This window comes from Vreelandella lutescens, assembly GCF_014640815.1.
Taxonomy (GTDB): domain Bacteria; phylum Pseudomonadota; class Gammaproteobacteria; order Pseudomonadales; family Halomonadaceae; genus Vreelandella; species Vreelandella lutescens.
In genome coordinates this window covers 279844-306701 of the sequence record NZ_BMHM01000005.1, presented here as the reverse complement: position 1 = coordinate 306701, position 26858 = coordinate 279844, and the positions used below count along the sequence as shown (strand labels likewise).

Sequence of the window (26858 nt, the reverse complement as noted above, 5' to 3'; positions counted from 1 at the left end):
ACTAATGGCCCGTGAGGCTTGACCCTATAACACCCAAGGGGTCTGGTCGCAGTAATAACGAGGAGTGTGAACGCACTCAGAGAGCCGGATACGCAGCAGCAAGCCCAGGCGCTTGCTGACAAGAGACGATCACACAACACGTTACACGATTCAGCATGATATGCATTACTCGTTACGCCTGACGACCATAGCACGCGTGAACCACCTGATCCCTTGCCGAACTCAGAAGTGAAACCGCTTAGCGCCGATGGTAGTGTGGGGTCTCCCCATGCGAGAGTAGGTCATCGTCAGGCACTTATACCGCAAAGAACCCAGCCAATCGGCTGGGTTTTTTGTTGCGCGCTTGATAAGTGCGCCACCGCGTTCAAGCCCAAGCCCCGTGCATAGCCTGCACGGGGCTTTTTGTTAGGCGTTTACCAAGGGATCGGTTCGCCTGCCCAGTCCCAGAAGCTTCCTGTATCGTTGGGTGTGCGCTTAGCCATCACCTCTAGGAGCTGTGCCGCAACAAACTCGGGGGTGAATAGCTTTTCGGTGGGAACGCGAGCTTGAAAAGGCTTGGAAAGGGCGGTGTCTGTAGTGCCAGGGTGTAGGCACAGCACGATTGACTGCTTATTGAGCCTAGTCAGCTCAATAGCTGCCGTTTTCATCAGCATGTTATGCGCAGCTTTACTGGCGCGGTAGCTATACCAGCCGCCATATCCGTTATCCGTGATCGATCCTACACGAGCCGACAGGCTGGCAATAATAGTAGGGTGCTTGCCTTGTAGCGAAGGCTTGATGGCGGCAAGTAGGAGCGCAGGGGCTGCCGCATTGATATGCATCACTTGGGCAAAGGAGTCTTCATCGAGCTGCTCTAAACGCTTTTCCGGCTGCACACCTTGAGATTCATCATGCAGCACCCCTATGGCATTAAAAAGTAAATGCACAGGGCGTCCATTTAGCATTTCACTCAGCGTGTTGCGCCCTGTAGTTGTTGTAATATCAGCTGTTACGGCGTCGAGCTTCGGGTGCTTAAAGGTGACGGGGGAGCGGCTTACCGCAATGACATGTCCTGCCTGGGAGTCCGATAGCAGCCTTTGCAGCACGGCATGGCCAATTCCACCATGAGCGCCTATGACGACAGCTGTAAAATTTTCTGGGAGATGGGGCAGCATAAAAACTCCAATGGTGAACGGGATTGTTCTCATTGAAGCTCTTTGTATAGTATTTGTCTATGATTGCTTGCTAGGCTGAGGCGTTAATGCGACCTGGTTGGGCGCTATTACGACCATTGGGTTTGTAGAGCGTTTTTTCAGCGATCTGTCGAATATAATCCAGCATTTCTTGGTTATGCTTCATGCGTAGCGATAGCATTTGTCCCGTCAATGCATTCATCCTTGAGACGCGCTCGCTTTTTTCCAGCAGGCTTTCCCAGGTAGAGAGACAATCCGCGTCTGTGGCTGCCTGCTTCGCACCAGGAGCCCCTTCAGGATAGCCAAGTTTAGCTTGCACGCCACGGCGTAAAACTTCCATGCGTTCAAGCTCTTCTAGCAACGCCTGCTTCTTGCTGGCAATAGCGGTTAATGCATCGCCATCAATACTACCTTTCGTCAGCTGCTCTTGCTCATCGGAAAGCAGGGCAACTAAGTCTTCAAGGCGCTGCAACTGGCTAGAAAGTAGACGTGATAGGCTCATAATAGGATTTACAGATCTTTCAAGTTGGCAATTAGGCCATCCGCAATACGGTCGGCACGTACCTCAAGACGTCCTTCGCGAATAGCATCGCGAATTTCTTGTACCTTAGCCATATCGATATCCTGGCTGCTATCGATACTGGATTGGCTGAGTTGGGTCGCCTCACGGGTATTATTGCCCGTTTCCAGTGGCTTGGCTCCACCGACCTTGGGTGCATCATCACGCTGCTGCGCGGGAGTATTGCGAAGCAGCGGATTTAGGTTGTCAATTTTCACGTTGTTGGCCTCATCGTCAACGTTGGGGCGCCGCGCGCTGTATTACTCTTTATCGGCCTTATTTATAAAGACTTTAGGCGATAGGCTAAAAATCCACCACTAATGTGCCTCGGTTGATCACCCGAGCATTCATGATTTCTCGTGGGCCAAAACGTACCCGTATAGTTTGACCTTGCGCGCCATCTTCCAGCGCTTCACCTTCTCGAGAAACACGAAATCCCGCGCCTTCAGCTATGACCGTCACGCGCTGTCCGCGTTCCACAAGGCTTGGAGCTTGCAAAAAGTGCGCTTGAAAGGTGCTGCCACTACGGATGGGGCGTTGAGCAACGTTACCAATCACGTCATCTTCATTCGTCAGAGCTTGGGAAGATAAATCGCTTAAATTACCTTCTCGCTGGGTCAGCATCGCTGCCGTTATCAGCGTGCCGCGCTCGATATCTTGACTAGCCACGATATAGCGACCAATGACGTCCACTTGAGCTTGTAGATAGCGAGTTTGGCGTCCTGCCTCACCACATCGGACCCCTACGGAGACGCGTCCAATGGGTGCTTGGTTCGCATTGGGTAAGAAGGGGCTAGGGTGTAGGCAAGCTGGCAAATGTGGAGAGGGTGGTGCGATATCAATCACCACTTCTTGCCCCAGCGCTTGCGTTTCCTGATAGAGAAATTGCTGAACGGCGTCAACCAGCGCTTGGTCGGTCGTTTGTGCCCACAGCGGCTGAGCGGCGCCTAGAAATAAAAGGACTAACAAGGAGTAAAAAACTGCTGAGCAGCGTGCAGCAACGTGCAGCAAGTGGCGCATGGAAAAATCGCTCAGTTTAGAAGAACAGATGATAAACATCAGCACGGCAGTGTAATGCAAAAGCACCCTACGCATCATCGGAAATGCTGGTGTAAACAGTAGCTGTTCCATGCTTTAAGGTGAAAGGAGCGAGCATATTATTCATCATCAACAATTTCCGATTTATTTTTGCCTCACAGCGAGCGAGGGTCGGCATGATTGATCAGCTTGAATCTGCCTTTAACTTTCACCAGCAGGCGCTAGGGTTGCGGCAGCAACGACATCAAGTGTTGGCCGCCAACATCGCCAATGCAGACACGCCTAACTATAAAGCGCGGGACATTGACTTTGCCAGCGAGTTAAAGAAAGCCGTGGACGGCGGCCAAACTCAGCAGCAAGGCGGTGGCCTAGCGTTAGCGCGTACTTCTGACAGTCATTTGGCGGGAGAAGGGCCTGCCTGGCGTGGGGCGGGAAATGCAGATTTGCTGTATCGGATCCCAGATCAGCCGAGCCTAGACGGTAATACTGTCGATATGGATCGAGAGCGGACACAGTTCGCCGACAACGCTGTGCGCTACCAAGCCGCGCTCACCATTATGAACAGTCGTATTCAAGGTCTGAAAAATGCGATGCAGCCTGAATAACCTAGTAATAGGAGAAGAATAAGCTATGTCGATGTTTTCAGCGTTTGATATTGCCGGCTCTGCCATGAGCGCCCAGGCGCAGCGAATGAACGTAACGGCGAGCAACATGGCGAATGCCGATAGCGTTGCTGGGCCTGACGGCGAAACCTATCGCGCAAAGCATGTCATGTTTGAAACCCAAGCCCAGACTAACCGTTATGGCGTGGGAGGCGTTCGAGTCACAGAAATTGTTGAGGATGATTCGCCGCTGCGCTTGGAGTATATGCCGAATCATCCCGCTGCTGACGAAGAGGGCTACGTTGCCAAACCCAACGTCGAGCCGGTGCACGAAATGGTCAATATGATTTCAGCGTCACGCTCTTATCAGGCCAGCGTAGAAGTCTTTAATACAACCAAGCAAATGATGGTTCAAACGCTATCGCTCGGTGAGGGCTAACGATGAATATTGATACCAGTGTCATTAGTACAGTGAATGGTAGTAGTACGAGTGGTACAACGCCGAGGCAGTCTCAGGAGCTGCGTGAAAGTTTTTTGACATTATTAATTACGCAATTACAGAATCAAGATCCATTGAACCCAATGGAAAATGCGGAAATGACATCCCAGCTTGCTCAAATTAACACTGTCAGCGGGATTGAAGAGTTAAACACAACGCTGAAAGGCATTACCCAGCAAATGGACGCAGCGCAAACGCTCCAGGCAGCTGGGTTGATCGATAAAGCTGTATTGGTACCAGGTAATAACGTGATGGTTAGTGTCGATCCTGAAAATGGTTCTTACGCCACCCCGTTTGGTATTGAACTAGACTCTCCTGCCGAGAAGGTTGAGGTCACTGTGACTAGTCAAGCGGGTGAGGTGGTTTATACCAACAACCTAGGCCGTGTAGCTGCAGGCGTAGAATCGTTTAGTTGGGGTGGGATTACCAACGGTGGTGAATCTGTCCCAGCTGGAGCTTATCGAGTAAATTTCAAAGCAACTGATTCCGAGGGTGAGCTCCTTGAGGCTCGCCCCCTTAATTATGCGCTAGTGCAAGGTGTTACCCCAGGAACGGGCGGTAGTGATGTTCGTTTAGATCTTGGTGCTATTTTTGGTCAAGTCTCTATTGACCAAGTGAAACAAATTCTTTAACCATTTTTTTGAGGACACATTATGTCTTTCACTACCGCCATTTCTGGTATTAACGCTCAAGCAGAAAAGCTAAATGTTGCAGGGAACAATATTGCTAACTCCCAGACAGTTGGCTATAAGAGCTCAAGCGTACGCTTTGCCGATGTATTTGCTGCCTCACAAGGAATTGGGGTGCGCGTTTCCGATTCGCGCCAAGACTTTACTCAGGGAAGTATTGAGAATACTGGACGTAACTTAGATTTAGCCGTAGCCGGCGATGGTTTTTACCGTCTTGAGCGTCCTTCAGGTGAAGTGGGCTACTCGCGTAATGGTGAGTTCAGCTTAACGGCCGATGGTTTCATTGTGAATGCCCAAGGTGATCGGTTAACTGGCTATGGCCTAGATGAAAACGTTGATCAGGAAGCAGTAAGGTTAGGCGAGTCTTTGCCTTTTCCGTTCACTGATATCGTAGTGGGAGGGGCTCCTCAGGTGCTGCAAGTGCCGGCAGATGATTTGCCTGCTCGCCAAACATCAGAGGTGAATGGTATCTACAACCTAGATGCACGCGTACGGCCAGGCGAAGAATTGTCTCGTGCCAGCTTCCGTATTAATGACTCTGCAGGGGAAGTAGAAAACCTAGACGTCAACTATCACTTTAGCAATAACTATACAGTATTCGACTCTTTAGGTAATGCTAGCCAAGTGACTACCTACTTTGAGAAGATTAATGATAATACATGGCTCTCAACAATAGCAGTTAATGGTCAAATTCAAGGTGAAAGCACAGCGGACAACCAGTTCACACCGCAAGCTTTTTTGCTTAATTTTAATTCGAATGGTCAGCTTTTAACAAAATCCGATGTAGTAGCTGCTGGCGTTGCACCACAACAAGGTAGTGATTTTGAGGCGTTAGCCGATAGCGCTGTTTTGGGTGTGACGCGTGTGTCTAATGATTTTGTGTTTCAAAGTGCTGGAGATGGTCAGACCCTAACGCGCACTAATAATGCCTTAGGTGGTAATGCAGTGACAGGTACTGGTGCGCCAGCTGGTGGAGGGAACCCATTCATTACAGATGGTGCCGCAGTCTTTAGTGGTAATACAACCAATATTACTATCCCTGGTGTTCAGGGTGCTACCGATCCATTTACATTTGAATTTAATTTCGCTGGCAGTTCGCAGTTTGCAAATGCCTCCCAGCAAAATGAATTGAATCAGGATGGTTATACGTCTGGCTCGCTGGCAGGTATTACCGTGACGGAAGATGGTGTCATTGTACGTAACTTCACCAATGATCAGTCTCGTCCTGCCGGTCAGATTTCTCTGGCTAGCTTCCGTAATAACGAAGGTCTTGAGCCGCTAGGTAATAACCTGTGGGCAGCAACGAACAGTTCTGGCTTGGCGAACTTAGGTGTGCCAGGAACAGGCCGTTTCGGAGCAATTCAAGCTGGAGCCATTGAAGCTTCAAACGTTGAGTTGGCTAAAGAGCTTGTAGATACCATTGTTGCTCAGCGTGCTTATCAGGCGAACTCGAATACCATTAGCACCCAGGATGAGCTCCTGCAGACGATTATTAACCTTTAATAGTCGCTAATAGATCAAGGAGTAAGCGTCTTGGATCGCATGCTATACACCGCCATGAGCGGCGCTAAACACTCGATGGATCAACAGTCGGTAGTCAGTAACAACCTATCGAATGTATCTACCGCTGGCTTTCGCGCCCAGCTGCAAGCCGTGCGTTCTGTCCCTATCCAAGGGGATGGCGCACTAGCTACCCGGGTGTCCGCCGTCGCGACCACGCCGGGTACCGATTTCTCACAGGGTCCCATCGAGCGTACTGGTCGTATGCTGGATGTCGCCATGCAGGGAAATGCCTGGATGGCGGTGTTAGCTGACGATGGCTCTGAGACCTATACCCGTCGTGGTGATTTGCAGCTTGATAGTGACGGTGTTCTGTTGAGTGTAGGCCGCCCTGTAATGGGAGACGCCGGACCAATCGCAGTTCCACAGGGCGCGCAAATTTCATTTGGGGCCGATGGTACGATCAGTGCCATTCCTCAAGGGGAAGGCCCTGAGGCGATGGTAGATGTTGGCCGTATCAAGCTCGTCACACCCGATGAGCAGGGTTTAGAGCGCGGTGACGATGGGCTATTCAGAGCGCCGCCTGGTGAAGACGGAGCACCAGGCGCGCTTCAGGCTGATGAAGATGCGCGTTTGGTCAGCGGTGCGCTAGAAGGCAGTAACGTGAGTGCTGTCGATGCCATGGTCTCGATGATTGATGTGGCGCGTCGCTACGATATGCAAATGAAAATGCTGAGTTCGGCCGACGAGAACGCTCAACGTGCCAACAGCATTCTATCTATTCAGGGCTAATCGTAGCCACTTAGCCAAGGAAACCTACGTATGATTAAGTCTTTGTGGACTGCCAAGACGGGCTTAGAGTCTCAGCAAACCAAATTAGATGTTATTTCAAATAACTTAGCGAACGTTAGTACGAATGGCTTTAAACGGTCGCGTCCTGTCTTTGAAGACCTGCTCTACCAGAATATGCGTCAGCCGGGTGCTCAGAACAACATCCAAGACCGCCTGCCTTCCGGTATGCAAATTGGTACGGGCGTACGAGCGGTTGCGACGGAACGCCTACATACCCAAGGCGGTTTAGAAGAGACGGGCAATTCCCGCGATTTGGCGATTAACGGCGAAGGCTTTTTTCAAGTCCTGCTGCCAGATGGCACGATTGGATATACCCGCGATGGTAGTTTTCAGTTAAATGAAAACGGCCAAATGGTGACGGCTAACGGTTATCCGCTAGAGCCCGCCATTTTTGTTCCTGCTAACGCGCTGTCAGTCACCATTGGCGAAGATGGCACGGTGAGCGTTCGCCAGCCAGGTATCGCGCAAGATGCGGATATTGGACAAATTAACGTGGCGTCCTTTATTAATCCGGCGGGTTTAGAGAGCGTTGGTGGCAACCTCTATCTTGAAACAGGTGCCTCGGGCGCACCTAACCAGAACGCGCCAGGTAATAACGGCGCTGGTCGTCTGTTTCAAGGCTATGTAGAGACCTCGAACGTTAACGTGGTTGAAGAAATGGTCAATTTGATCCAAACGCAGCGTGCTTATGAAATTAACAGCCGCGCGGTCTCTACCAGTGACGAAATGCTAGCGCGGTTGAGTCAGCTCTAATGTCATTGTTCGTCAGAGCCAACTAACAGGGCGCGACATGTTGGAATTAAACAGACTTTTACGCCGCTGCATGCTCGCTGGCTTAGTACTGGTTGTTTTGATCACCGCGGGGTGTGCACAAATTCCGCGTGCTTCGGTGGTCGGCGAACAAGAGCAAATTACGATTATTGATCGGCCACCACCGGTACCGAACGGCTCCATCTATCAGGCGCGTCGTGGCTATCAACCGCTGTTTGAAGACCGTCGTCCACGGACGATAGGGGATATTCTCACCATCGTCCTTGATGAAGAAGTGAGTGCTAGCAAAAATGCGCAGTCCAACGCGAATCGCTCGGGAAGTTCAAGTTTAGAGCTAGCGCAACTGCCAGATGTGCTTGATGCATTAGCAGAATTTGGCTTTGATGTCTCCGGAGCGAGCGATTTTGCGGGCGGAGGTGGTTCGCAAGCCAATAATACCTTTACGGGAACGATTACCGTGTCGGTGTTAGAAGTGATGAATAACGGCAACCTACGCGTGCGCGGTGAAAAGCAAATTGCGATCAATCAGGGGACGGAATTTATTCGTTTCTCGGGCGTGGTAAACCCTCGTACTATTACCGCACAAAATACGGTGCCTTCCACCCAGGTAGCCGATGCGCGGATTGAGTACGTTGGCGACGGTTATATTAACGAAGCGCAGCATATGGGATGGCTGCAGCGCTTTTTCCTGAATGTGTCGCCGTTCTAGGCGTGTGAACAAGCTCGACAACAGAGGCCTGGTAAAATGGCTATGCAGTGGACAGGGTATCAACGTCTTAAAATAATCGCGCGTTTCGCAGTTTTGATCATGCTCTGTTTAGTGATGTTGCCTGCCCATGCGGAGCGAGTTCGCGAGCTAGCGGGTTTCGCAGGCGTGCGTGATAACCAACTGGTGGGTTATGGCTTGGTGGTGGGTTTAGATGGAAGTGGCGACCAAACAACCCAAGCCCCGTTTACTAGCCAGAGTTTGACCAATATGTTGTCGCAGCTTGGGGTCACCGTTCCGCCCGGCACAAACCTGCAGCTGCGTAACGTCGCTGCTGTGATGGTCACAGCAGATCTACCTCCGTTTTCCCGTCCTGGCCAGCGTTTGGATATCGTCGTTTCCTCAATTGCCAACGCCAGCAGCCTGCGTGGTGGCACGCTGTTGATGACACCACTCAAAGGTGCCGACGGTGATACCTATGCCATTGCTCAAGGCAATATGCTGGTGGGCGGTGCTGGAGCGCAGGCTGGGGGCAGTAGCGTACAAATCAACCAGCAGGCGTCGGGACGTATTCCTAATGGGGCGCTCGTTGAGCGCGAAGTGCCGCTCAATCTAGGGGGCAATGGCGGCATGCTGGAGCTGCAGCTTAATGATGCTGATTTCGGCACCGTACAGCGTATGGTAACGGCCATTAATAGCGAGTTTGGTCAGTCAGTTGCCTATGCGCGCAATGGGCGTGTTATCGCCTTGGACGGGCCTATGGATGCCAATGAGCGGGTCAACTTCATGGCGCGTGTTGAGAACGTGCAGGTGACTCCCATGGAAGCGCCTGCCAAGGTGGTGCTCAATGCACGCACGGGTTCCGTGGTGATGAATAGCGCGGTCACTCTGCGCCGAGCGGCAGTCGCTCACGGGAACCTTTCGATCATGATTGACACCCAGTTTGGCGTGAGCCAACCCAATCCTTTGGGTCAGGGTGAAACCGTCGTTGTGCCCGATGCGGATATCAATATTGAGCAGCAGGAAGCCTATCTACAGATTGTGGAAGGTGCCGACCTGGCTGACGTAGTGAATGCCCTGAATGCTCTAGGAGCAACGCCACAGGATTTAATGTCGATTCTTGAAGCCTTGAGAGCGTCTGGCTCTCTGCGTGCTGAATTGGAGATCATCTGATGAGCATGGGCGATATGACCAGCCAGTTTGCGCTGGATATGAACGGCTTTCAGCGGTTGCAGCATAACGCTCGTGTGGATCCTGAAGCGGGTGTCCAAGGGGCGGCTCAGCAGTTTGAAGCACTCTTTATCCAGATGATGGTAAAGAGCATGCGTGATGCGACGCCTACTTCTGGCCTGTTGGATAGCCGTGACACAACGTTTTACCAGTCCATGCTAGACCAGCAGTGGTCGCAAGTGATGGCTTCCCGTGGGATTGGTTTAGCCGATGCGCTGGTAGAACAGCTCCAACGCCAGGGTGCGGTTGGGCAAGTCGCCAATCCTGATCAGGAGCTGCAAGCGTTGATTGCGGGCATTCCTCGGGGTACCCCTCGCGTGCTGGATAACCCCTTACAGCCTTCCAGTGGCTCATCGCCTACTCAGCCTGGCAGCGGTCGTTTTTACGATGAGTTAGATGCCATTCGCCAGCAAGAGACAAGCAGCGCACCTGCCGCCATAGCGGAAGCCCCGCGCCCTGCGGCGTCCTCTCATGACCATGTGAATCGCTTCATGCAGACACTAGCGGCGCCTGCGCAGGCCGCAAGTGCCGCCACCGGCGTGCCTGCTGAGCTCATTTTGGCTCAGGCAGCCTTGGAGACGGGCTGGGGGCGGCATGAGATAGCGACCCAGCAGGGGCATAACAGCTACAACGTGTTTGGTATTAAAGCGGGCAGCCAATGGCAAGGTAAAACAACTGATATTGTGACCCACGAGTATGTGAATGGTCGTCGTACTCAAATCGTCGATACATTCCGAGTGTATGACTCTTTCGAACATGCCTTTACCGATTATGCCAACCTGATCGGCAATAACCCCCGTTATGCTGGCGTTGTGCAAGCAGCCAATGCTGAGCAAGCCGCGCGTGAATTACAGCGTGGCGGCTATGCCACTGACCCCCGCTATGCCGATAAATTGGTATCAGTGATGAATACCATGGGGCCGTTAAGCACGCAGGGCAATCTGCTGGCGGATTCTCGCTAGGTCACACTTAAGTTTTGCTGCGCACTGCCGATAAGTAGAAAATCGGCCTAAGGAATTGAACCATGAGCATGTTTTCGATCGGCTTAAGCGGCCTTAACGCTGCGCAGAATGCCCTCAATACGACGAGTAACAATATTAGCAACGTCTATACACCGAGCTATAATCGCGAGCTAACGCAGCTGGGCGAAGGGCGCGTTGGTGGGGGCGTCCGCGTCAATGATATCGAACGCCAGTTCAATACCTATGTGGCCAACCAGCTCAATAACGCGAAGACACAGTCCAGCGCGCTGGAGACCTACTACAGTCAAGTCTCACAGATTGATAACCTGCTGGCCGACCGTGACGCAGGGCTGTCTCCGCTTATGCAAACGTTCTTTTCTTCGTTGGAAGACCTAGCCAGTTCTCCGTCAGATCCAGCAGCGCGCCAAGGTGTACTGGGGACTGCAAATACGCTCAGCGCTCAGTTCCGCTCGTTTGATGGTTATCTGCAGGATATGCAGAGCAATATTAATGGCCAAATACGTGATGAGGTTGTACAAATTAATAACTCGATTGAGCAAGTAGCAACGCTAAATCGTGAAATTTCATTGGCAAGAGCTCGCACTGGAGAAGCTCCCAACGGCTTACTCAATCAGCGAGATTTTTTGGTTTCAGAGCTTAATGAACGACTAGACATCAAGCTTAATGTTCAAGATGGGAAAACATACAATATTAGTCTTCCAAATGGCCAGCCTTTAGTTACCGGTGCAAGCTCGTTTAAGCTTGAGGCCATTCAGTCAGACTATGATCCACAACGCTTAGTTGTTGGGTATAGAGATAGTAGTAATAATGTTGCTCAGCTCGATGAGTCCACTGTTAAGGGAGGCGCTCTTGGTGGTCTCATGCTATTTCGTTCAGAGACACTCGATAAAACTCAGAATCAAATTGGGCAGCTTGCCGTCTCTTTGTCTATCGCGTTCAATGAACAACATAAACAAGGAATGGATCTTGATGGTCTGCAGGGAGAAGACTTTTTCCGTGTAAATCCCTTGCAAGTTACTTATCAGACAGAAGGCGCTCCCGCAGTGGAAATGAACTATGTAGCGGATAACATAGATCAATTGCGTCCGACAGACTATACCATACGTTTTGAAGGAGGAGAGCCTTCGGTAACGCGTAGGGATAGTAGTGAAAAAGTTGATATTGGTAGTGGTTGGGATGCTGCCAATAATACACTTGTATTTGGCGGGATTTCGATGGTATTTGGCAGTACACCACAAAATGGTGATCGCTTTGAAATTCAGCCTTTGCGCCGTGCTGCTAGTGGTATTGACGTCGATATAAATGATTTGGATAAAATTGCCGCAGGACAGCCTCTTAACCCTGAAGACGATCCCGCAGATTGGATTGCGGCAGGGGCTGGTGACAACCGCAATGCGCTTGCGCTCCAAGAGCTGCAAAGCAGGAGTATTGTTGGTGGTAATGCCTCAGTTAGTGGTGCTTATGGGGTGATAGTTAGTGATGTTGGTAATCGCACCAACATTACCCAGGTGAATTTAGATGCTCGTCAAGGGCTAACGGATCAGCTGCGCGCTGTCCAGCAATCTGAGTCTGGTGTGAGCCTAGACGAAGAAGCGGCTAACTTGATCCGTTATCAACAGTTTTACCAAGCGAATGCCCGTGTAATTGATACGGCGGGAACGATTATGGATACCATTTTGAACCTGCGGAATTAATAGGAGCTTAGGCGATGCGTATTAGTACGGTCACTATGTATGAGCAGAGTACGGCTTCCATTAACCGTCAGCAAAGCGACTTTCTAAAAGTTAGTCAACAAATTGCGAGTGGACGGCGTGTGGTCAATCCTTCCGATGATCCACAAGCGGCATCGCGTGCGGTGGGTGTTGATCAATCTAAAGCGATTACTCAACAGTACGAAGACTCTCGGGTATCTGCTCGTAACTCCTTGGCACAAACTGAAAGTATTTTAAACAGTATCAGTGATGCAGTGACCAGTGCCAAAACTCTGTTGATACAGGCATCCAGTGACACGCTCAGCGATGTTGACCGTGAATCCATTGCCAGTGAGCTGAAAGGTGTTTACGAGACGATGATCGGCCAAGCTAATGCTACCGATGGTAATGGCCGCTACATCTTTGGTGGTTATAAAGACGACGCGCCCCCCTTCGTTAAGTCAGCCACAGGAAACGTTGAATATAACGGTGATACCAATTCGCGCTTGCAACGCGTGGATGCCTCTCGCTTGATGCCAGTCACCGAAAACGGGGCAACGATTTTTCAAGGTGTGCCTAGTGGTGCTGGCTATATCTCAGAAGCGAATGTAGCCAATCAAGGTAACGTCACGTTCAGCGGTCCACAAGTCACCAATGTCAACGACCCTGATTATGGCGAGAGTTTCCGTGTACTGTTTGGCGAAGATGGTGACGGCAACCCCACTTACAGCGTCGAGCAGTTCGATAGCGATGGTGGTACTTGGCAGCCTGTCGCAGGTCTTAACGATCAACCTTACGACGTTGCTGGTGAACAGCTCAGTTTCGGAGGAGTGAACCTGTCACTTAAAGGCACTCCAGCAGTAGGTGATGAAATTCTGGTGGCTCAATCCGGTAGCGAGCAGCGTCCCGCTGACCTGTTTCGTACCATGGAAGCCGCTATCCGTGTATTAGAGACGCCGGCGGAAAGTGCTGCTCAAAAGGCTGCATTGCGTAATACGTTGAACACGTCTATGCGTGATTTAGACAATGCGCTTGATAATGTCCTGACTGTACGTGCCTCTGCTGGTGCTAAACTCAATGAGCTGGATGTGATTGACGCGGTCGGTAACAACCGGATGCTCAACTATGAGCAGACGCTGTCAGACCTAGTGGACTTGGACTATGTTGATGCTATTTCAGAGTACAGTCTGCGCCAAGTTGGACTCCAAGCTGCTCAAAAAGCGTTTGTCGATATTAAAGGCATGTCGCTGTTCGACTTTATGTAATGGCGTAATGCGTAGCATGGATGTTGGGATGCCTCGGCCATTGTGCCGAGGCATTTTAGTTTAGGGGTGCCATGGTTTCGATAAGGCTCTGGGTAAAGCCTATTGCTTGGCTAAACAGCTGTTGTAGAAAGCTGCCAATGTCACTCATTAAGACCATCAGCAGTGCCAGCCCAACGATTAGCGAGGTAGGAAAACCGATGTTAAAGACGGTGAGCTGCGGCGCGGAGCGGTTAAGTATGCCCAGTGATAGGCTGATGATGAGTAGCGAAGCGACCAGCGGGAGAGCAAGCAGCATGCCCGATGCGAAGATGGTGCCTGCGTAGCGCGCGAGTAGTTCAAAGGCATTTGGGTTCAAGGTGCCAATGCCAATGGGCAGGGTTTGAAAGCTCATTACCAGCGTCTCTAAGACCATCAGGTGGCCATTAAAGGCCAGAAACATGAGCAGAGTGACCATATAGAGAATACGGGACAGCACCATAATGTTGGTGCCACTGGAGAGGTCAAAGAAGCTGGCGAACGCAAGACCCATCTGTAGGCCAATAAATTCACCAGCGGCTTGCACAACGGCAAATACGATGTGCATGACTAGTCCAATCGCAATGCCGATCAGCATTTGTTCAATGATAATGCCAAGCCCGGCCCATGACATGAGCGGTACATTAGGCATGGGAGGGAGAACCGGCGCAATGACAATGGCAATCACCGCAGCAAGCGCTACTTTTGCTTGATTGGGAATGCTGGAATGGCCCCACAGTGGGGTGGCCGTCATAAAAGCCGTAATGCGTACAAAGGGCCAGAAAAATGCGACAAGCCAACCCTGGAGCTGCGCAAACGTAACCTCAACCACCGGCTACATTACCATCGCAGGAATATTGGTAAAAAGCCGCGTCGTGAAATCAGTAATGAGACCGATCAGCCAGGGCCCTGCTAATACCAGTACGGCGAAGACCGCCAAAATTTTTGGGATAAACGTGAGCGTCATTTCATTAATTTGGGTGGCGGCCTGAAACAGGCTAATGATAAGACCTGTAAACAGCGCAGCTAACAGCATGGGGCCAGCCAAAAAAAGCGTAACACGCATCCCTTGATAAGCGATGCTCATCACCATTTCAGGTGTCATGATTGATGCTCCTCGCCGCGCCCCGCGACCTTAAATCATATAAAAACTTTCTGCTAACGAGCCAATAATCAGCTGCCAGCCATCTACCAGCACAAAGAGCATAAGCTTAAACGGTAGCGAAATCGTCACTGGAGGAACCATCATCATACCCAACGCCATCAGGGTACTGGCCACGACAAGGTCAATAATGAGAAAGGGTATAAAGATGGTAAAGCCAATTTGAAAGGCCGTTTTGAGTTCGCTCGTCACAAAAGAGGGTAGCAAGACGCGCATAGGGAGATCTTCAGGGCCCTGCATCGGTCCGACGTCCGCTAAACGGACAAAGAGTGCTAAATCCGGTTCTCGTGTCTGAGCCAGCATAAATTCGCGGAAGGGCAGCTGGGCACGTAGTAGGAACTCCTCAAAATTAATCACTTCATCGGTCAGCGGCACCCAGGCGGTGTCATATACCTGGTTGAGCACGGGCGACATAATAAAAAACGTTAAAAAAAGCGCAATACCCAATAACACTTGGTTAGGAGGGGTGGCCTGAGTACCCATCGCTGTTCTCAGTAAGCTGAGCACAATAATGATGCGTGTAAAACTGGTCATCATGAGTAGCATCGCGGGCAAGAAAGCCAGCGAGCTTAAGAACAGCAATGTCTGTAACGAGAGAGACCACTGCTGGCCGCCGCCCTCCGTTGGCTGAGAGATTAAGCCAGGTAGCTGCTGAGCGTCGGCAGGCAAGGCCAGGAGGCAACAGGCGATGAGAATACTCATCAGCCACCATTGACGCGAGGTGGGCCAGGCAAAATGCTGAGCGTATGTCATGATGATTGCTGGGAGTCTGAAGAGGGATTGTCGCTTTTGCCACGGCTCTTGGCCAGTGCGCTGGCTAACCGCTGAGAAAAGCGAGTCGGTGGGCCTTGGGGGATAGGCGTGCGGTCAGTAGGCGCAGGACGCTCGTGCAGTTTACTGATGCGGCCACCGCTGACGCCCAACACAAGCCAGGTGTCTTCCACTTCGACTACAACAATGCGCTCACGCGTGCCGACAGCGGTGGTACCAACAATGCGCAGGCGTGCACCATGGTCAACACGGTGCTGCTGCCAGCGTTTGAGCAGCGATGTGCATAGCAAAATAATCGCAATCACCAGCGCCAGTGCGGCAGCGGTTTTGCCTATGGCTGCCATACCGATTAATGCATCGCCGCCGCCTAACGCATCAAGAGGGGCTTGTGCACTGGAAGTCGCAACGCTCATCGATTTAATTTATGGATGCGCTCAGAAGGCGTAATAATCTCGGTAATACGGATGCCGTATTTATCCTCGATTACCACCACTTCCCCTTGGGCAATCAAATAGCCATTGATAAGGATATCCATTGGCTCGCCGGCTAGCCCCTCCAGCTCAATGACAGAGCCTTGCGCCAGTTCTAATAGCTGTTTGATGGTGAGTTTTGTACGGCCTAATTCAACGGTCAGCTTGACCGGAATATCCATAATCATCTCAAGATCACGGGAAGGCGCGTTACTTTGCTCTGCACTTAGAGGGCGAAATACTTCGTCACTGGCGGACTTCGCTTTGGGCGCTTCTGGGGCAGGCTCCTGCTCAGCCTCGGTTTGCTCAGCAGCCTCCTGTTCAGCCATGGCGGCCGCCCAGGGATCCTCTTCATCGCTGGCGGCATCAGCGTCAGATGACGGCTCTTCTTGTTCAGACATGGCTTCCGCCCAATCGTCATCAGAGACATGTTGATCGGGTTTGTTAGGGTCAGTCATGCTTTGGGTTCCTTGGCTTTCTGTCGCGTTGAACCTTTAATAAAGTCCTTGGACGATACGTTATTCATAGCAGCATGGTCGATCGTACGCAGTACGCGTAAAGCGCGTTGCTGTCGCTGACTGCCATACTCACACTCCATGACGGGAACACCGTCAACGCGTGCGGTGATAGTGTTAGGAATGTCCATAGGCAAGACATCCCCTTTCTTCAATCCCATAACGTGTGCAATGCGGCTAGGAATTTGCGCAAACTCGGCCACCAGTTCCACTTCAGACTGGCGTAGCTCGCTGGCCATACGTCGTGACCAGGAACCGTCACTATCGTGGTTGCTGTCGTTAATGGGGTTAACCAGTAAGTCGCGCAGCGGCTCAATCATGGCGTACGGCATGCAGATCTGAAAGCTACTGGTTAGATTGCCAACTTCAATGTTGAACTTAGTGTTAACCACAATCTCGTTGGGAGAGTTGGTAATGTTGGCAAATTTCGACTGTACTTCAGAGCGTAGGAAGTTTACCTCTAGCGGATACACCACCTTCCAAGCCTCTTGATAAGCATCAATGGCGAGGTTGAGCAGGCGTTGAATAATGCGCTGCTCAGTGTTGGTGAATTCGCGCCCATCTGACTTGGTCACAAAGCGCCCGTCGCCGCCAAACAGGTTATCAACCACCATGAAGACTAAATTAGGTGGGAACACCACTAGGGCGGAGCCCCGCAGAGGTTTCATCGACACAATATTGAGGTTGGTCGGCACCGGGACGTTACGCGAGAAGTTGCTGAAGCTTTGATAGCTCACGGACTCTACGGTGATGTCGGAACTGCGTCGAATTAGGTTGAATAATCCGTTACGAAAATAACGCGCAAAACGCTCATTAATAAAATCAAGCGCGTGCAGGCGCTCACGTATGACCCGATGTTGCGTAGAGGGGTCATAGGGTCGAATGCGCGACTCATCTTTTGACTGAGATGACGCCGCTGATGGCTCATCATCTCCACTGACGCCTTTTAGTAGGGCGTCAATTTCTTCCTGGGACAGTAGATCGTCCTGCGACATGAACGGCTCCAGTTCCCTAGGTTATTGCACAATAAATTCGGTAAACAGCACTTCCCGAAGGTCGAGTGGGGGCTGATTTTCAGTAAGAGGGACACTCAAGCGATTGATGATGGCTTGCGCAAGCGCCTCTTTTCCTTCAGTGGACGTCAGCTCATTGGCTTGTTTCCCTGAAAGCAGAATCAACAGACGGCTGCGTACTTGGGGCATGTGCTCTTCAATAATGGTTTTACTCTGCTCATTGCCCACGCGAAGCGTGATGCCCGTATACAGCAGCCGCGAACCGTAACGATCATCCGCTAAGTTAACGGTAAACGGTTCAATACGGGTGAAGACCGGTGGCGTATGTGCAACGGTTTGCTGTTGAACGTCGCCGCCGGTGCTGCCATCGCGCTGGTCGAGGACCAGATAGATAGCCGCTGCCGCTCCTGCCGAGGAGAGCAGAACGAGAATAATCATTATCCAAAGCAGTTTTTTTGATCCGCCGCTTGATTCTGCCATTGTTGTTCCTATGATGTTCACGCATGACGCTAGCCAAGCATTATGCCTAACGCGGGTGATGGTGAAGAAACGAACAGGCTTCCTTGGAGAGCCTATCTTTTGGTTTAGCTAGTTAATCTGGTGAAGATCACTAACATCATAACCACGCGCAGAGCGCGGCTTAAGCATAAAGGTCTACCCGACCATCTAGCGCCACAGGCACTCCTTCCACCGGTGCCTCTGTTTCGCCTTCCAGCCCATTACCCTCTCCTAGTGAGGCAGTGCCGGTGTTCTGTTGGGCGAATGTTTGTTCATTAGAAGCATTTTGCTCACCAACTGAGGTGTCTCCAAGCGAAATACCCTGTTCCGCCAGTGCTTCGCGAAGCTGAGGAATAGCCTGCTCAATGACTTGGCGAACTTGTGCATGTGCCGATAGGAACTGTGCTTGTGCACCGTGCTCTGTCATTTTCAGCGAAATAGAAAGAGGGCCAAGTTCAGCCGGGTGCAGTTTTAGCTGAATATGTTGTTCACCGCCCCGCTGGGCAACGTGAACGAGCTGCTGGCCGAGTTGCGATGGCCAAGCAGGGTGAGAAACCGGTGTGCCAATGGAGGAGGTAGGTGCTGTACCTGTTGCAGCCGCGACAGCGGGTGTGCCATTAGCATTAGGCAAGTTGAACGCTAGGTCGTTACCACTGCCTAGACGCGCTGCCGTTTCCCCAGAGCTGCCACTCACCACCAGTGCGCCTGCCATCGCATCACTGCTGATGCGAACGTTAGGAGCGTTAGACACGAGTGTTTGGGATGATGGGGTCAGCGTGCTTGATGCTGACGGCTGGCTATCTGTTGCCGCATTAACCGCTTGATTGCCATGCAATAGAGAGGCGAGCTGTTGGTTAAGTGTTTCAAGGCGCTGCGGAGACCCCTGCTGCCCCGCGTTACCTGTTAGCTGCTGATATGCACCCACCAGCGCAACGGCATCTTGTTGGCTAATTGCTAACTGCTCGGCAATCGCGGCAATAGACGTTGTTTCTGCTGTGTTGGATATTTGTAGAGTTGACGTACCCGTAAATGCTGCAACTAATGAGAGCCGGCTGGAGATTTCGTCTAGCGCAGAGAGCGGCGTTTCAGAGGTATTGCTGATTGCTTCGGGCAACGTTGCCAACTCCTCCGCAGAGGATTGCTCCGCCATTTGCAGTTGAGCAAACAGCTGTGCAAGTGTTTCTTGATTGAGTTCAATATTCAGGGATTTAAGTTGTGATGACAGGTCGCTGGGAGTGAGAGTATTAAAAGCAGCCATTGCCTCAACCTGTAAAGCATTTGACTGATTGGCAACACTGTTTGTCCATGTGCTGAGTAACTTAAGTGCATCTTGTTGACTAATTGCGAGCTGTTCCGCAATAGTAAAACTAGCCATTATTTCTGGAGAAAAAACTGTCGTTTGGAGTGGTGCCTCGGTAGAGGTAGTAGCTAATGAGGATTGACCAGAGGCGTCGCTCAGTGCTGAAGGCAGCGTATTAGGGGCGTTGTTCATCGCCACTACTTGGTCCGAAAGGAGTTGCTCAGTTATTTCCGAGTGGACAAAAAGTGGTAGAGGGACTGGCTGATCCGTCTCAGAACCCAAGGAGTATAATTGCGATATCAAGTTGATGCTGGAAGTGTTGTTGGAAGCAGTCATTGTATCTGGCTCAGCCTCCAGGGCATACAGTTGACTATTAACGCTGTTTTTCCATGAGTCAATTGATGCTACTGCACCTTGTTTGATAATTGTTAAGTGCTCGGAGGCATGGGTAACAGATGAGTTCTTGGAAACGGTTGTAAGTGCTTGGGAAGCGCTGTCTGAAAAGACGGAAGCTGTAGTGGACTTTCTTGGGATGGAATCTAAAGCTGGGCGTAACAGGTCAGATGAGCTGCTGATTGCTCCGGGCAGTGCTGCCAGCTGCTCCGCTGAGGGTTGCTCCGCCATTTGCAGTTGAGCAAACAGCTGTGCAAGTGCTTCTTGGTTCAACTCAATGCCCAGCGACTCTAATAAGGAGGCAAACTCGTTGAGAGCTGCGTCACTGGTAGCAGGCGCTGTACGTGACGTGACTTCATGTGAAAGGCGCGGTTGCCCTTCATTGGCTTGTAGCATGGCTTGCCGGAATAGCCCATTAGAAATACCTTGAGCCCCTGTCGCCTGCGAGGCGGGTGCGTCACTACCCTGGCTGGGGTTCGCAGAAAGTAACAATTGAATATTCATAGATACGTTTCCTGGAGCGACGCTAAAGGGGTTTATCAGACTGCTGACGAGCTAAACGATTAGTCACTAGGTCGTCGCTCGCTTTTTGCTCATGACGTGCTTGGCGGCGGTGCTCCTCTAATAACCGGCGCGAAGCCAGTGTATCGTAAGAGGAGAGTTTGCGCTGCTCCTGCTGCCAGTGTTGCTGACTCTGTTGAACCCGCGCTTGCTGTGCGGTGAGAGCCTGTCTGGCGCGACTAAGCGCGGCATCCAGTGAGGCTAAGAATTGCTGGTAGTTGTACATGGTAGCGGGGTCAATGCCGTCACGCATGGCTTGCTGCAAACGCTCAGCATACTCAACCCGATAACGGTTGAGCGATTGCAGCTGTGCTTCGGTCTGCTGCTGAGTTTGGCGCTCTTGGGCCAGCAACTTTCCGGCTTGGTCGCGAGCGTCACGGGCGAGACCTGTCAGCATATCGAGCTGTTGATAACTCATTTAGCCTCCCACTACCGTGTGCAGGGCCTGGCGTGACTCCTCAAGCGTTGCACACTCGTCAATATTTTGTTGAAGGAATCGCTCCAGTTCTGGAAAGCGATTGACGGCCTCGTCCAGCCGCGGGTCATGCCCAGGGCTGTAGGCACCTACGCTAATCAAGTCACGGTTGCGTTGATAGCGAGAAAAAATTTGTTTAAAGGTGCGTGCTTTCTGCTGCTGCTCCGGCGTGACGATGGCGGTCATGGCGCGACTAATAGAAGCTTCTATATCGATGGCGGGGTAGTGTCCGGCTTCTGCCAGCGTTCGTGACAACACGATATGACCATCCAAAATAGCCCTGGCGGAGTCAGCGATGGGGTCCTGCTGGTCATCGCCTTCCGTTAGTACGGTATAAAAGGCGGTAATCGAACCGCCGCCTCGTTCTGCGTTACCCGCCCGCTCCACCAGCCCAGGCAGCTTGGCGAACACGGAGGGTGGATATCCTTTGGTAGCGGGCGGTTCACCAATCGCAAGAGCGATCTCCCGCTGAGCCATAGCGTAGCGCGTCAAAGAGTCCATAATGAGCAGCACATTGCGCCCGGCATCGCGGAAGCCTTCGGCAATACGGGTGGCGTAGGCGGCACCTTGTAGACGTTGCAACGGCGACGTATCCGCAGGTGCGGCGACCACCACTGCGCGTCGTCGTCCTTCTGGCCCTAAAATGTTGTCAATGAAGTCCTGTACTTCACGGCCACGCTCGCCAATCAAGCCAACCACAATCACATCGGCCTGGGTGTAACGAGCCATCATGCCAAGTAGGACGGATTTGCCGACACCTGAACCGGCAAAAAGGCCCATTCGCTGGCCACGGCCTACGCTCAGTAGGGCATTGATGGCGCGTATACCGACATCAATTTGCGACTCAATGGGGGCCCGTGAGAGTGGGTTGAGCGGCCTGGACTGAAGCGTAGTGCGTGGGGATTCGTCAATGCTCTCGCGATCATCCAAGGGGTTGCCGTTACCATCCAGTACGCGGCCAAGCAGCTCATCCCCGATTGGAAAGCGGCGAGCGCTATGGCCATTGCCATCCACCAGAGGCGTTACCCGTGCTCCAGGCATTAAGCCGGAAATCTCTTCAAGCGGCATAAGATAGAGTTTGTCGCCAGAGAAACCGACCACTTCCGCTTCGGCATGTTTATCGCTGTCGTTTAAACGGCCATCGACGCCGGGTAGCTCGATTTGGCAAGCGCTGCCGACGGCCACTCTTAGGCCAACCACTTCAATCACCATACCCGTTGCACGTACTACGCGTCCGCTACTACGAAAACGAGGCAGTCGCCCCACGCGCTGTGTGGTGCGTTGCAAGGCTTTTTGCCAGCGGTGTTGATGAGGGCAGGTGAAGTGGTTCATCGCGTTAACCTGAGGAGGGTGCGCTGTGGCGTTTGCGGAGCTGGGCTTGGACACTTTGCCAGCGACTTTCAAACGTCGCATCCAGCTCGCCCTGAGCGCTCGTCAAGCGGCAGCCGCCACGGGCCAACTGGTCATCGGGTTGCAGTGTCCAGTTAGCCGCTTCTAGCTCACTTCCCAAGTGCTCTGATACCTTTTCGTGGTCGGTAGGGTTAAGCCATAGGCGCTGCTTTCCTACGAGTGGCGGTTCGGTATGCAGCAGCTCTCTAACAATCGCTAAAATATGGTCTGGGTGCGCTTCCAGCGCTTCGCCCGCTAATTGCTTGCCGGTGGCCAGGGCAAGCTCTGCTAGATCGTGCGCGATGGTGTCGTCAAGGCGCTCAAGCGCCTCTGAAAACTGCTTGGCAAGCGCCGCTAACGGCGTCACGCTCTGGCGAATCTGCTCGTTCAACTCTTGCGCTGCATGCTCACGGCCTTCGCTAAGGCCTTGCGCATAGCCTTCATCATGGCCCCGTGTTAACCCTGCCTGGTAGCCCTCTTCTTCAGCGGATTGACGAATACGCTCATATATTTCTTGCTGCTCTTTTTCTTCCCGAGCGCGTGCCTCTTCCGCAGCGCGCTGAGCAGCTTCTACTTTGCGCTGATGCTCTGTAGGGGCGGGCGAGCGACTCGATGGCTTTGCACTGTTTGCCGTGGTCAGCTCATCCATTTGCCAGCGCCGCCAGTCACCGTGACGGTCAAACTCGGGAGAGTGAGTATTAGACATACTCGTCGTCTCCGCCCGCTAGGACGATTTCGCCAGAGTCTGCTAAGCGGCGCACAATTTGTAGAATGGCTTTTTGCTCTGTTTCCACTTGAGAGACACGGATGGGGCCTCGGGCCTCCATATCTTCGCGAACCAAATCGGCGGCACGCTGAGACATGTTGCGCAGGAATTTGTCCACCAGCGCATCTTGAGCACCTTTGAGCGCCACCACCAGCGAATTGGTTTCCACTTCCTGAAGCACCATCTGGATCGCACGGTTGTCCAGGTCGAGCAGATTCTCGAACAGGAACATTTCGTCGATGATCTTTTGTGCAAGATCCTCGCTGTGAGAGCGAACGGTCTCGATGGCCACTTCTTCTTGGGACGAGTTCATCAAGTTGAGGATTTCGGCCGCTGTTCTCACGCCGCCCATTTTGCTGCGCTTGAGGTTTTGGCCGTCCAACATGCTGGTGAGTACCTCGGTGAGCTCCTGCAAAGCGGCGGGCTGTACGCCGCTAAAGGTGGCAATCCGAAGGACAACATCATTACGCAGTTTTTCTTCAAACAGCTCAAGGATATCAGCGGCCTGATGGCGATCCAGGTGGACTAATATCGTGGCAATAATCTGCGGGTGCTCATCGCGAATCAGCTCAGAGACCATGGATGCTTCCATGAGGTTGAGCGCATCGATACCGGAGTTCTCGCCCGTGGTCTCGAGAATATCTTCGATCAAGCTGGTCGCGCGCTCGCTGCCCAATGCTTTGGTCAGTACCGAACGAATGTGCTCGCTAGAGTTGAGGTTGAGTGCCACAAACTCTTCCGTTTCACGGTGGAACGCTTCGAGGACGGCCTTCATATCTTCATGGGAGATTTGATGAAGCCGTGCCATTTCGGTACTGATTTCTTGCACTTCGCTGGCGCTGAGAAACTTGAAAATTTCGGCGGCGCTGTCTTCGTCCAGTGCCAGCAGAAGAATGGCGCTTTTACGTGCGCCGCTCATTTCAGCAATGCTAGTCATTGGCGTTCATCCAGCTGCGAATGATCATGGCGACCATACGGGGGTCTTCCTGTGCCATTTCTCGCAGGTCGTTAAGATTATGTTCATAGAGCGACGTTTTACGACGGCGCTTGGGCTTATTGCTGTAGGTGTCGTCATCATCAGCTTCACCTTCGCCCTCTTGCTCATCCTCTTCACCGCCCACACTGGTATTCAGCATGCCGCCCGGCGTTGTGGCTGCCATGATGGGAGGCTGAGTGTAGCGCTTGATCAGCGGGCGCAAGATCAGCAGGTAAAGTAGCAGAGCGGCCAATGCTACGAGTAAGTAGCGGCCTAGCGTCGCGCCCAGAGCTAGGTTATCGGGATGCTGCCACCAAACAGGCTCAATGCGAGCGTCATCGTCGCCGGCAAAGGGCGTATTAACGACCTCTACTTGATCGCCGCGCAGCTCCGAGAACCCCATCGCCTGCTGTACTAAACGCTCAATTTGGGCAATCTCTTCAGCACTTAGCGCTACCTGCTCAACATCGCCCTCTTCATTGGTGATGTTGCGGAAGTTGACTACGACCGCTGCTGATAGGCGCTGCACTTGTCCAAGTCGGTGTTGAATATGCTCAATGCTGCGGTCAACCTCGTAATTCACCACATCTTCTTGGCGCAGATTACGCAGCGCGCCTGGCTCCGCTACAGCGTCACCGTCACCCTCTTCAGCATCTGGCTGATTGATCGGGGAGGGGGCGACGCCCGGAGGAGTATTGCTAAGGGCGCCGGGAATGCCGGTCGCTAGAGGGTCTTCGCCATCATAAGAGAGGCTAAGCTGGCGGCTGCGGACCGCTGACTCATTGGGTGCCTGATTCGGATTGTAGCGCTCAGATGTTTGCTCACGACGAGAAAAGTCAATTTGTGCCGCCACTTGAGCACGCACATTATTGCTCCCCACGATGGGCGAAAGAATGTTCTCAATACGCTGTTGGTAAGAGCGCTCCACTTCAGTGATGTACGCTAACTGTGTGCCATCGAGGTCATTTCCTCGGCTACTGTTAGCGGTGAGCAGCCGGCCATTTTGATCAACGACGGTGACATCTTCGATGGCAAGCTCAGGGACGCTGCTGGAGACCATATGCACAATGGCGCTGACCTGGCCTTCACCAAGAACGCGGCCGGGTAACAGGGTCAGCACGACAGAAGCTTTGGCCGGTTCACGGTCACGAATAAAGACCGATGGTTTTGCCATTGAAAGATGCACACGCACGCTTTCTACCGGCCCGAGTGACTCGATAGAACGAGCCAGTTCACCCTCGAGGCCACGCTGGAAATTGACCTGCTCAGCAAACTGGCTGATACCAAACGCCTGGGTTTCCATCAGCTCAAGGCCAAGATTGCCACCTTGTGGAAGGCCTTGTTCGGCAAGCTGAAGTCTCAGGGTGTGGACCTGATCACTGGGAACCAGCAGTGCTTGACCGCCTTGACCAAACTGGTAGGGAACGCCGCGGCTGTCCAGTTCAGCGATGATTCTACCGCCGTCAGCTTCGCTTAGATTGCTATAGAGAACACGGTAGTCGGGGCTGCTCGCCCACATGAAAAGTGCCGCCACAATGGCGATAGACGCCGCAGCTGCTACCAACACAACCACAAGCGGGTTGCCGCGCAGCTGTTTCATAGTGCGCTCAAGTGCCGATGGGTTGCTGGGGTCGTTCTCTACTGCTCCGCTGCGCGGGGCACTTTGTGTCGTGCTATTTTGACGGCCTGCCGTAGCACCAGTTTCGCTCATGCGTCCCTCCATAAGGGCAGGCAAAACGGGTGTCGACCAAGGCGCATCACCAAAGAAGGCATAGGCTATATCCGTCAATCGCGGTTATCCGCTGAAAGGATGAAGCGGAATTGTGATGAACGCCATTATCCGGGGGTGCGTCGACCATAAATGAACGAAAAGCTTGGCTTTTCACACGCATTTGTACGTATGACGCTTTTCGTACTAATGGTAGGCTTTCAGCATTAAATGATTTCTTGCGAATTGAGGCATGCGTATGAGTTCACCTTCCATACAGTCTGCGTTGCAGCAGATGCAGGGGCTCGCTGCTCAGGCAGCTCAGCCCATTAAGGGCGAGCAAGTCTCCACGGCGGTCGGGCAGTCTGGTTTCGGTAGTGAGCTGCAGGCCTCTATTCAGCGCATCAACCGTTTGCAGCAAGCGTCAAATGCTAAGGCGATGGCATTTCAGGCGGGAGAGCCGAATATCGAGCTTAACGACGTCATGGTCGATATGCAGAAAGCGAGCGTTGCCTTTCAGATGGGAATGCAGGTGCGGAACCGGTTGGTGACCGCTTACCGAGACGTTATGAATATGCAGGTTTAAGGCATAAAACGATCATCAGGACGCTGTGTCGACATGCTTGAAGGCAAGAGCGGCTTGAGCGTACTTCTCTGCGCTGAGCCGCATTCGCCAGCCATATTATGCCTCAAGCGAGATCAGCTTTCCTTGCAGCGCTTCAAGTTGTTCTGCCATTAGTAGCACTTCTTCTGCCGGTATTTGGCGTATGACATCGCCTGTCTCTCGGTCGATCACCCGCGTGATGATGCGAGTAGACTCCTCACTAATATCAAATTCGAGCCCACGAGGCCTCATGACATCGTTGATACGCTGTATCGGTTCAACCAGTGCCTCTCTTGTCGCTTGCTTAGCCTCGGTGACTTCATCTTCGCCTGTGGGGGGAGCCGCGGGTAAAGGGTCGGTTGGTCGTATAAGGCGCTCCTGCGATAGGGCAGGAGTAGCGAGTGAGGTGGTTAGGTCAATAGAGAATGGGCTCATATATAACGTTCCTCTTATTCATAAGCCCGAAGGGGCTGGGTAACGTAGCTGCAGGGAGGCAGTGAGGCCGTTTGGTAATGAGCCTCTTTTAAAGTCTATCGGCGCGGTTGTCACAAACTTTATCCTTTTTACTATAGACGAAAAGAAAAGTGTTATTAGTCCTATGGCGGGCATACGGCTGGATAAAAGCTTCTGTTATGCTCTGCTGCTTTGTGATGAGCGTTAACGCATAACGCGTTTGGGGAAAGCG

At 52.3% G+C, this 26858-nt stretch carries 30 protein-coding genes and 1 rRNA gene; 13 read left to right on the top strand and 18 right to left on the bottom strand.

What is annotated here, in order from left to right; all coding sequences use genetic code 11:
• Window positions 1-177 precede the first annotated feature (177 nt).
• Window positions 178-293, top strand: a 5S ribosomal RNA gene (rrf, locus tag IEW65_RS14570).
• A 120-nt stretch (window positions 294-413) separates the two neighbouring features.
• Here rrf and IEW65_RS14565 read toward each other — a convergent pair.
• The 4 genes from IEW65_RS14565 to flgA form a co-directional block, all read right to left on the bottom strand.
• The gene (locus IEW65_RS14565) at window positions 414-1154 is read right to left on the bottom strand and encodes an SDR family NAD(P)-dependent oxidoreductase (protein WP_188640185.1); all 741 of its coding nucleotides are present in this window, start codon (window positions 1152-1154) and stop codon (window positions 414-416) included.
• Window positions 1155-1224: 70 nt separating this feature from the next.
• Window positions 1225-1674, bottom strand: a complete 450-nt coding sequence (locus IEW65_RS14560) for a flagella synthesis protein FlgN (RefSeq protein WP_188640166.1) — start codon at window positions 1672-1674, stop codon at window positions 1225-1227.
• 8 nt (window positions 1675-1682) lie between these two features.
• Complete coding sequence (gene flgM, locus IEW65_RS14555; protein WP_188640165.1) at window positions 1683-1949, bottom strand: flagellar biosynthesis anti-sigma factor FlgM; 267 nt, start codon at window positions 1947-1949, stop codon at window positions 1683-1685.
• Between the two features lie 85 nt (window positions 1950-2034).
• Window positions 2035-2751: a flagellar basal body P-ring formation chaperone FlgA gene (flgA, locus tag IEW65_RS14550; protein WP_188640164.1), complete on the bottom strand. Its 717-nt coding sequence runs from the start codon at window positions 2749-2751 to the stop codon at window positions 2035-2037.
• Window positions 2752-2945: 194 nt separating this feature from the next.
• Here flgA and flgB point away from each other — a divergent pair, with 194 nt between their 5' ends.
• From flgB to flgL, 11 genes are all read left to right on the top strand, one after another.
• A complete protein-coding gene (gene flgB, locus IEW65_RS14545; protein ID WP_188640163.1) occupies window positions 2946-3374 on the top strand; it encodes a flagellar basal body rod protein FlgB in 429 nt (142 codons plus the stop codon).
• Window positions 3375-3399: 25 nt separating this feature from the next.
• Window positions 3400-3810 carry a flagellar basal body rod protein FlgC gene (flgC, locus tag IEW65_RS14540; protein WP_188640162.1) on the top strand — a complete coding sequence of 137 codons (411 nt, stop codon included), beginning with the start codon at window positions 3400-3402 and terminating at the stop codon, window positions 3808-3810.
• A 2-nt stretch (window positions 3811-3812) separates the two neighbouring features.
• Window positions 3813-4502, top strand: a complete 690-nt coding sequence (locus tag IEW65_RS14535; protein ID WP_188640161.1) for a flagellar hook assembly protein FlgD — start codon at window positions 3813-3815, stop codon at window positions 4500-4502.
• A 21-nt stretch (window positions 4503-4523) separates the two neighbouring features.
• Window positions 4524-6062, top strand: coding sequence for a flagellar hook protein FlgE (locus tag IEW65_RS14530; RefSeq protein WP_188640160.1), 1539 nt, complete (start codon window positions 4524-4526; stop codon window positions 6060-6062).
• Window positions 6063-6092: 30 nt separating this feature from the next.
• Complete coding sequence (flgF, locus tag IEW65_RS14525; RefSeq protein WP_188640159.1) at window positions 6093-6851, top strand: flagellar basal-body rod protein FlgF; 759 nt, start codon at window positions 6093-6095, stop codon at window positions 6849-6851.
• A 30-nt stretch (window positions 6852-6881) separates the two neighbouring features.
• Complete coding sequence (flgG, locus tag IEW65_RS14520; protein ID WP_188640158.1) at window positions 6882-7664, top strand: flagellar basal-body rod protein FlgG; 783 nt, start codon at window positions 6882-6884, stop codon at window positions 7662-7664.
• Window positions 7665-7701: 37 nt separating this feature from the next.
• A complete protein-coding gene (locus IEW65_RS14515; RefSeq protein ID WP_188640157.1) occupies window positions 7702-8391 on the top strand; it encodes a flagellar basal body L-ring protein FlgH in 690 nt (229 codons plus the stop codon).
• 99 nt (window positions 8392-8490) lie between these two features.
• Window positions 8491-9561: a flagellar basal body P-ring protein FlgI gene (locus IEW65_RS14510; protein WP_422822619.1), complete on the top strand. Its 1071-nt coding sequence runs from the start codon at window positions 8491-8493 to the stop codon at window positions 9559-9561.
• Window positions 9561-10580: a flagellar assembly peptidoglycan hydrolase FlgJ gene (flgJ, locus tag IEW65_RS14505; protein ID WP_188640155.1), complete on the top strand. Its 1020-nt coding sequence runs from the start codon at window positions 9561-9563 to the stop codon at window positions 10578-10580. The genes IEW65_RS14510 and flgJ overlap by 1 nt, the downstream gene beginning before the upstream one ends.
• A gap of 62 nt (window positions 10581-10642) precedes the next feature.
• On the top strand, window positions 10643-12295 hold the full coding sequence (gene flgK, locus IEW65_RS14500; protein ID WP_188640154.1) for a flagellar hook-associated protein FlgK: 1653 nt from the start codon (window positions 10643-10645) through the stop codon (window positions 12293-12295).
• A 14-nt stretch (window positions 12296-12309) separates the two neighbouring features.
• The gene (flgL, locus tag IEW65_RS14495) at window positions 12310-13557 is read left to right on the top strand and encodes a flagellar hook-associated protein FlgL (RefSeq protein ID WP_188640153.1); all 1248 of its coding nucleotides are present in this window, start codon (window positions 12310-12312) and stop codon (window positions 13555-13557) included.
• Window positions 13558-13612: 55 nt separating this feature from the next.
• Here the strand turns inward: flgL and fliR are convergent, their stop codons facing one another.
• The 13 genes from fliR to fliF all read right to left on the bottom strand — a co-directional run bounded on the left by fliR (window position 13613) and on the right by fliF (window position 25572).
• Window positions 13613-14404: a flagellar biosynthetic protein FliR gene (gene fliR, locus IEW65_RS14490; RefSeq protein WP_188640152.1), complete on the bottom strand. Its 792-nt coding sequence runs from the start codon at window positions 14402-14404 to the stop codon at window positions 13613-13615.
• Window positions 14405-14407: 3 nt separating this feature from the next.
• Window positions 14408-14677, bottom strand: coding sequence for a flagellar biosynthesis protein FliQ (fliQ, locus tag IEW65_RS14485; RefSeq protein ID WP_188640151.1), 270 nt, complete (start codon window positions 14675-14677; stop codon window positions 14408-14410).
• 30 nt (window positions 14678-14707) lie between these two features.
• Complete coding sequence (gene fliP, locus IEW65_RS14480) at window positions 14708-15436, bottom strand: flagellar type III secretion system pore protein FliP (protein ID WP_188640150.1); 729 nt, start codon at window positions 15434-15436, stop codon at window positions 14708-14710.
• A gap of 47 nt (window positions 15437-15483) precedes the next feature.
• Window positions 15484-15918 carry a flagellar biosynthetic protein FliO gene (fliO, locus tag IEW65_RS14475; protein WP_188640149.1) on the bottom strand — a complete coding sequence of 145 codons (435 nt, stop codon included), beginning with the start codon at window positions 15916-15918 and terminating at the stop codon, window positions 15484-15486.
• The gene (gene fliN / locus IEW65_RS14470) at window positions 15915-16433 is read right to left on the bottom strand and encodes a flagellar motor switch protein FliN (RefSeq protein ID WP_188640148.1); all 519 of its coding nucleotides are present in this window, start codon (window positions 16431-16433) and stop codon (window positions 15915-15917) included. Before fliN ends, fliO begins: the two co-directional genes overlap by 4 nt.
• Window positions 16430-17485, bottom strand: a complete 1056-nt coding sequence (fliM, locus tag IEW65_RS14465) for a flagellar motor switch protein FliM (RefSeq protein WP_188640147.1) — start codon at window positions 17483-17485, stop codon at window positions 16430-16432. The genes fliN and fliM overlap by 4 nt, the downstream gene beginning before the upstream one ends.
• A 21-nt stretch (window positions 17486-17506) precedes the next feature.
• The gene (gene fliL / locus IEW65_RS14460) at window positions 17507-17983 is read right to left on the bottom strand and encodes a flagellar basal body-associated protein FliL (RefSeq protein ID WP_188640146.1); all 477 of its coding nucleotides are present in this window, start codon (window positions 17981-17983) and stop codon (window positions 17507-17509) included.
• A 160-nt stretch (window positions 17984-18143) separates the two neighbouring features.
• A complete protein-coding gene (locus IEW65_RS14455; protein WP_188640145.1) occupies window positions 18144-20198 on the bottom strand; it encodes a flagellar hook-length control protein FliK in 2055 nt (684 codons plus the stop codon).
• Window positions 20199-20220: 22 nt separating this feature from the next.
• Complete coding sequence (fliJ, locus tag IEW65_RS14450) at window positions 20221-20673, bottom strand: flagellar export protein FliJ (RefSeq protein ID WP_188640144.1); 453 nt, start codon at window positions 20671-20673, stop codon at window positions 20221-20223.
• Window positions 20674-22062, bottom strand: coding sequence for a flagellar protein export ATPase FliI (gene fliI / locus IEW65_RS14445; RefSeq protein WP_188640143.1), 1389 nt, complete (start codon window positions 22060-22062; stop codon window positions 20674-20676).
• A gap of 4 nt (window positions 22063-22066) precedes the next feature.
• Complete coding sequence (locus IEW65_RS14440; RefSeq protein WP_188640142.1) at window positions 22067-22825, bottom strand: flagellar assembly protein FliH; 759 nt, start codon at window positions 22823-22825, stop codon at window positions 22067-22069.
• Window positions 22818-23822, bottom strand: a complete 1005-nt coding sequence (gene fliG / locus IEW65_RS14435) for a flagellar motor switch protein FliG (RefSeq protein ID WP_188640141.1) — start codon at window positions 23820-23822, stop codon at window positions 22818-22820. Before fliG ends, IEW65_RS14440 begins: the two co-directional genes overlap by 8 nt.
• Window positions 23815-25572 (bottom strand): flagellar basal-body MS-ring/collar protein FliF, encoded by a 1758-nt coding sequence (fliF, locus tag IEW65_RS14430; protein WP_188640140.1) that lies wholly within the window; start codon window positions 25570-25572, stop codon window positions 23815-23817. Before fliF ends, fliG begins: the two co-directional genes overlap by 8 nt.
• A 256-nt stretch (window positions 25573-25828) precedes the next feature.
• Between fliF and fliE the strand changes: the two genes are divergently transcribed.
• Window positions 25829-26155 carry a flagellar hook-basal body complex protein FliE gene (gene fliE / locus IEW65_RS14425; RefSeq protein ID WP_188640139.1) on the top strand — a complete coding sequence of 109 codons (327 nt, stop codon included), beginning with the start codon at window positions 25829-25831 and terminating at the stop codon, window positions 26153-26155.
• 96 nt (window positions 26156-26251) lie between these two features.
• On the opposite strand, the gene IEW65_RS14420 is transcribed toward fliE, so the two are convergent.
• Window positions 26252-26608, bottom strand: coding sequence for a flagellar protein FlaG (locus IEW65_RS14420; RefSeq protein WP_188640138.1), 357 nt, complete (start codon window positions 26606-26608; stop codon window positions 26252-26254).
• Window positions 26609-26858: the final 250 nt, after the last annotated feature.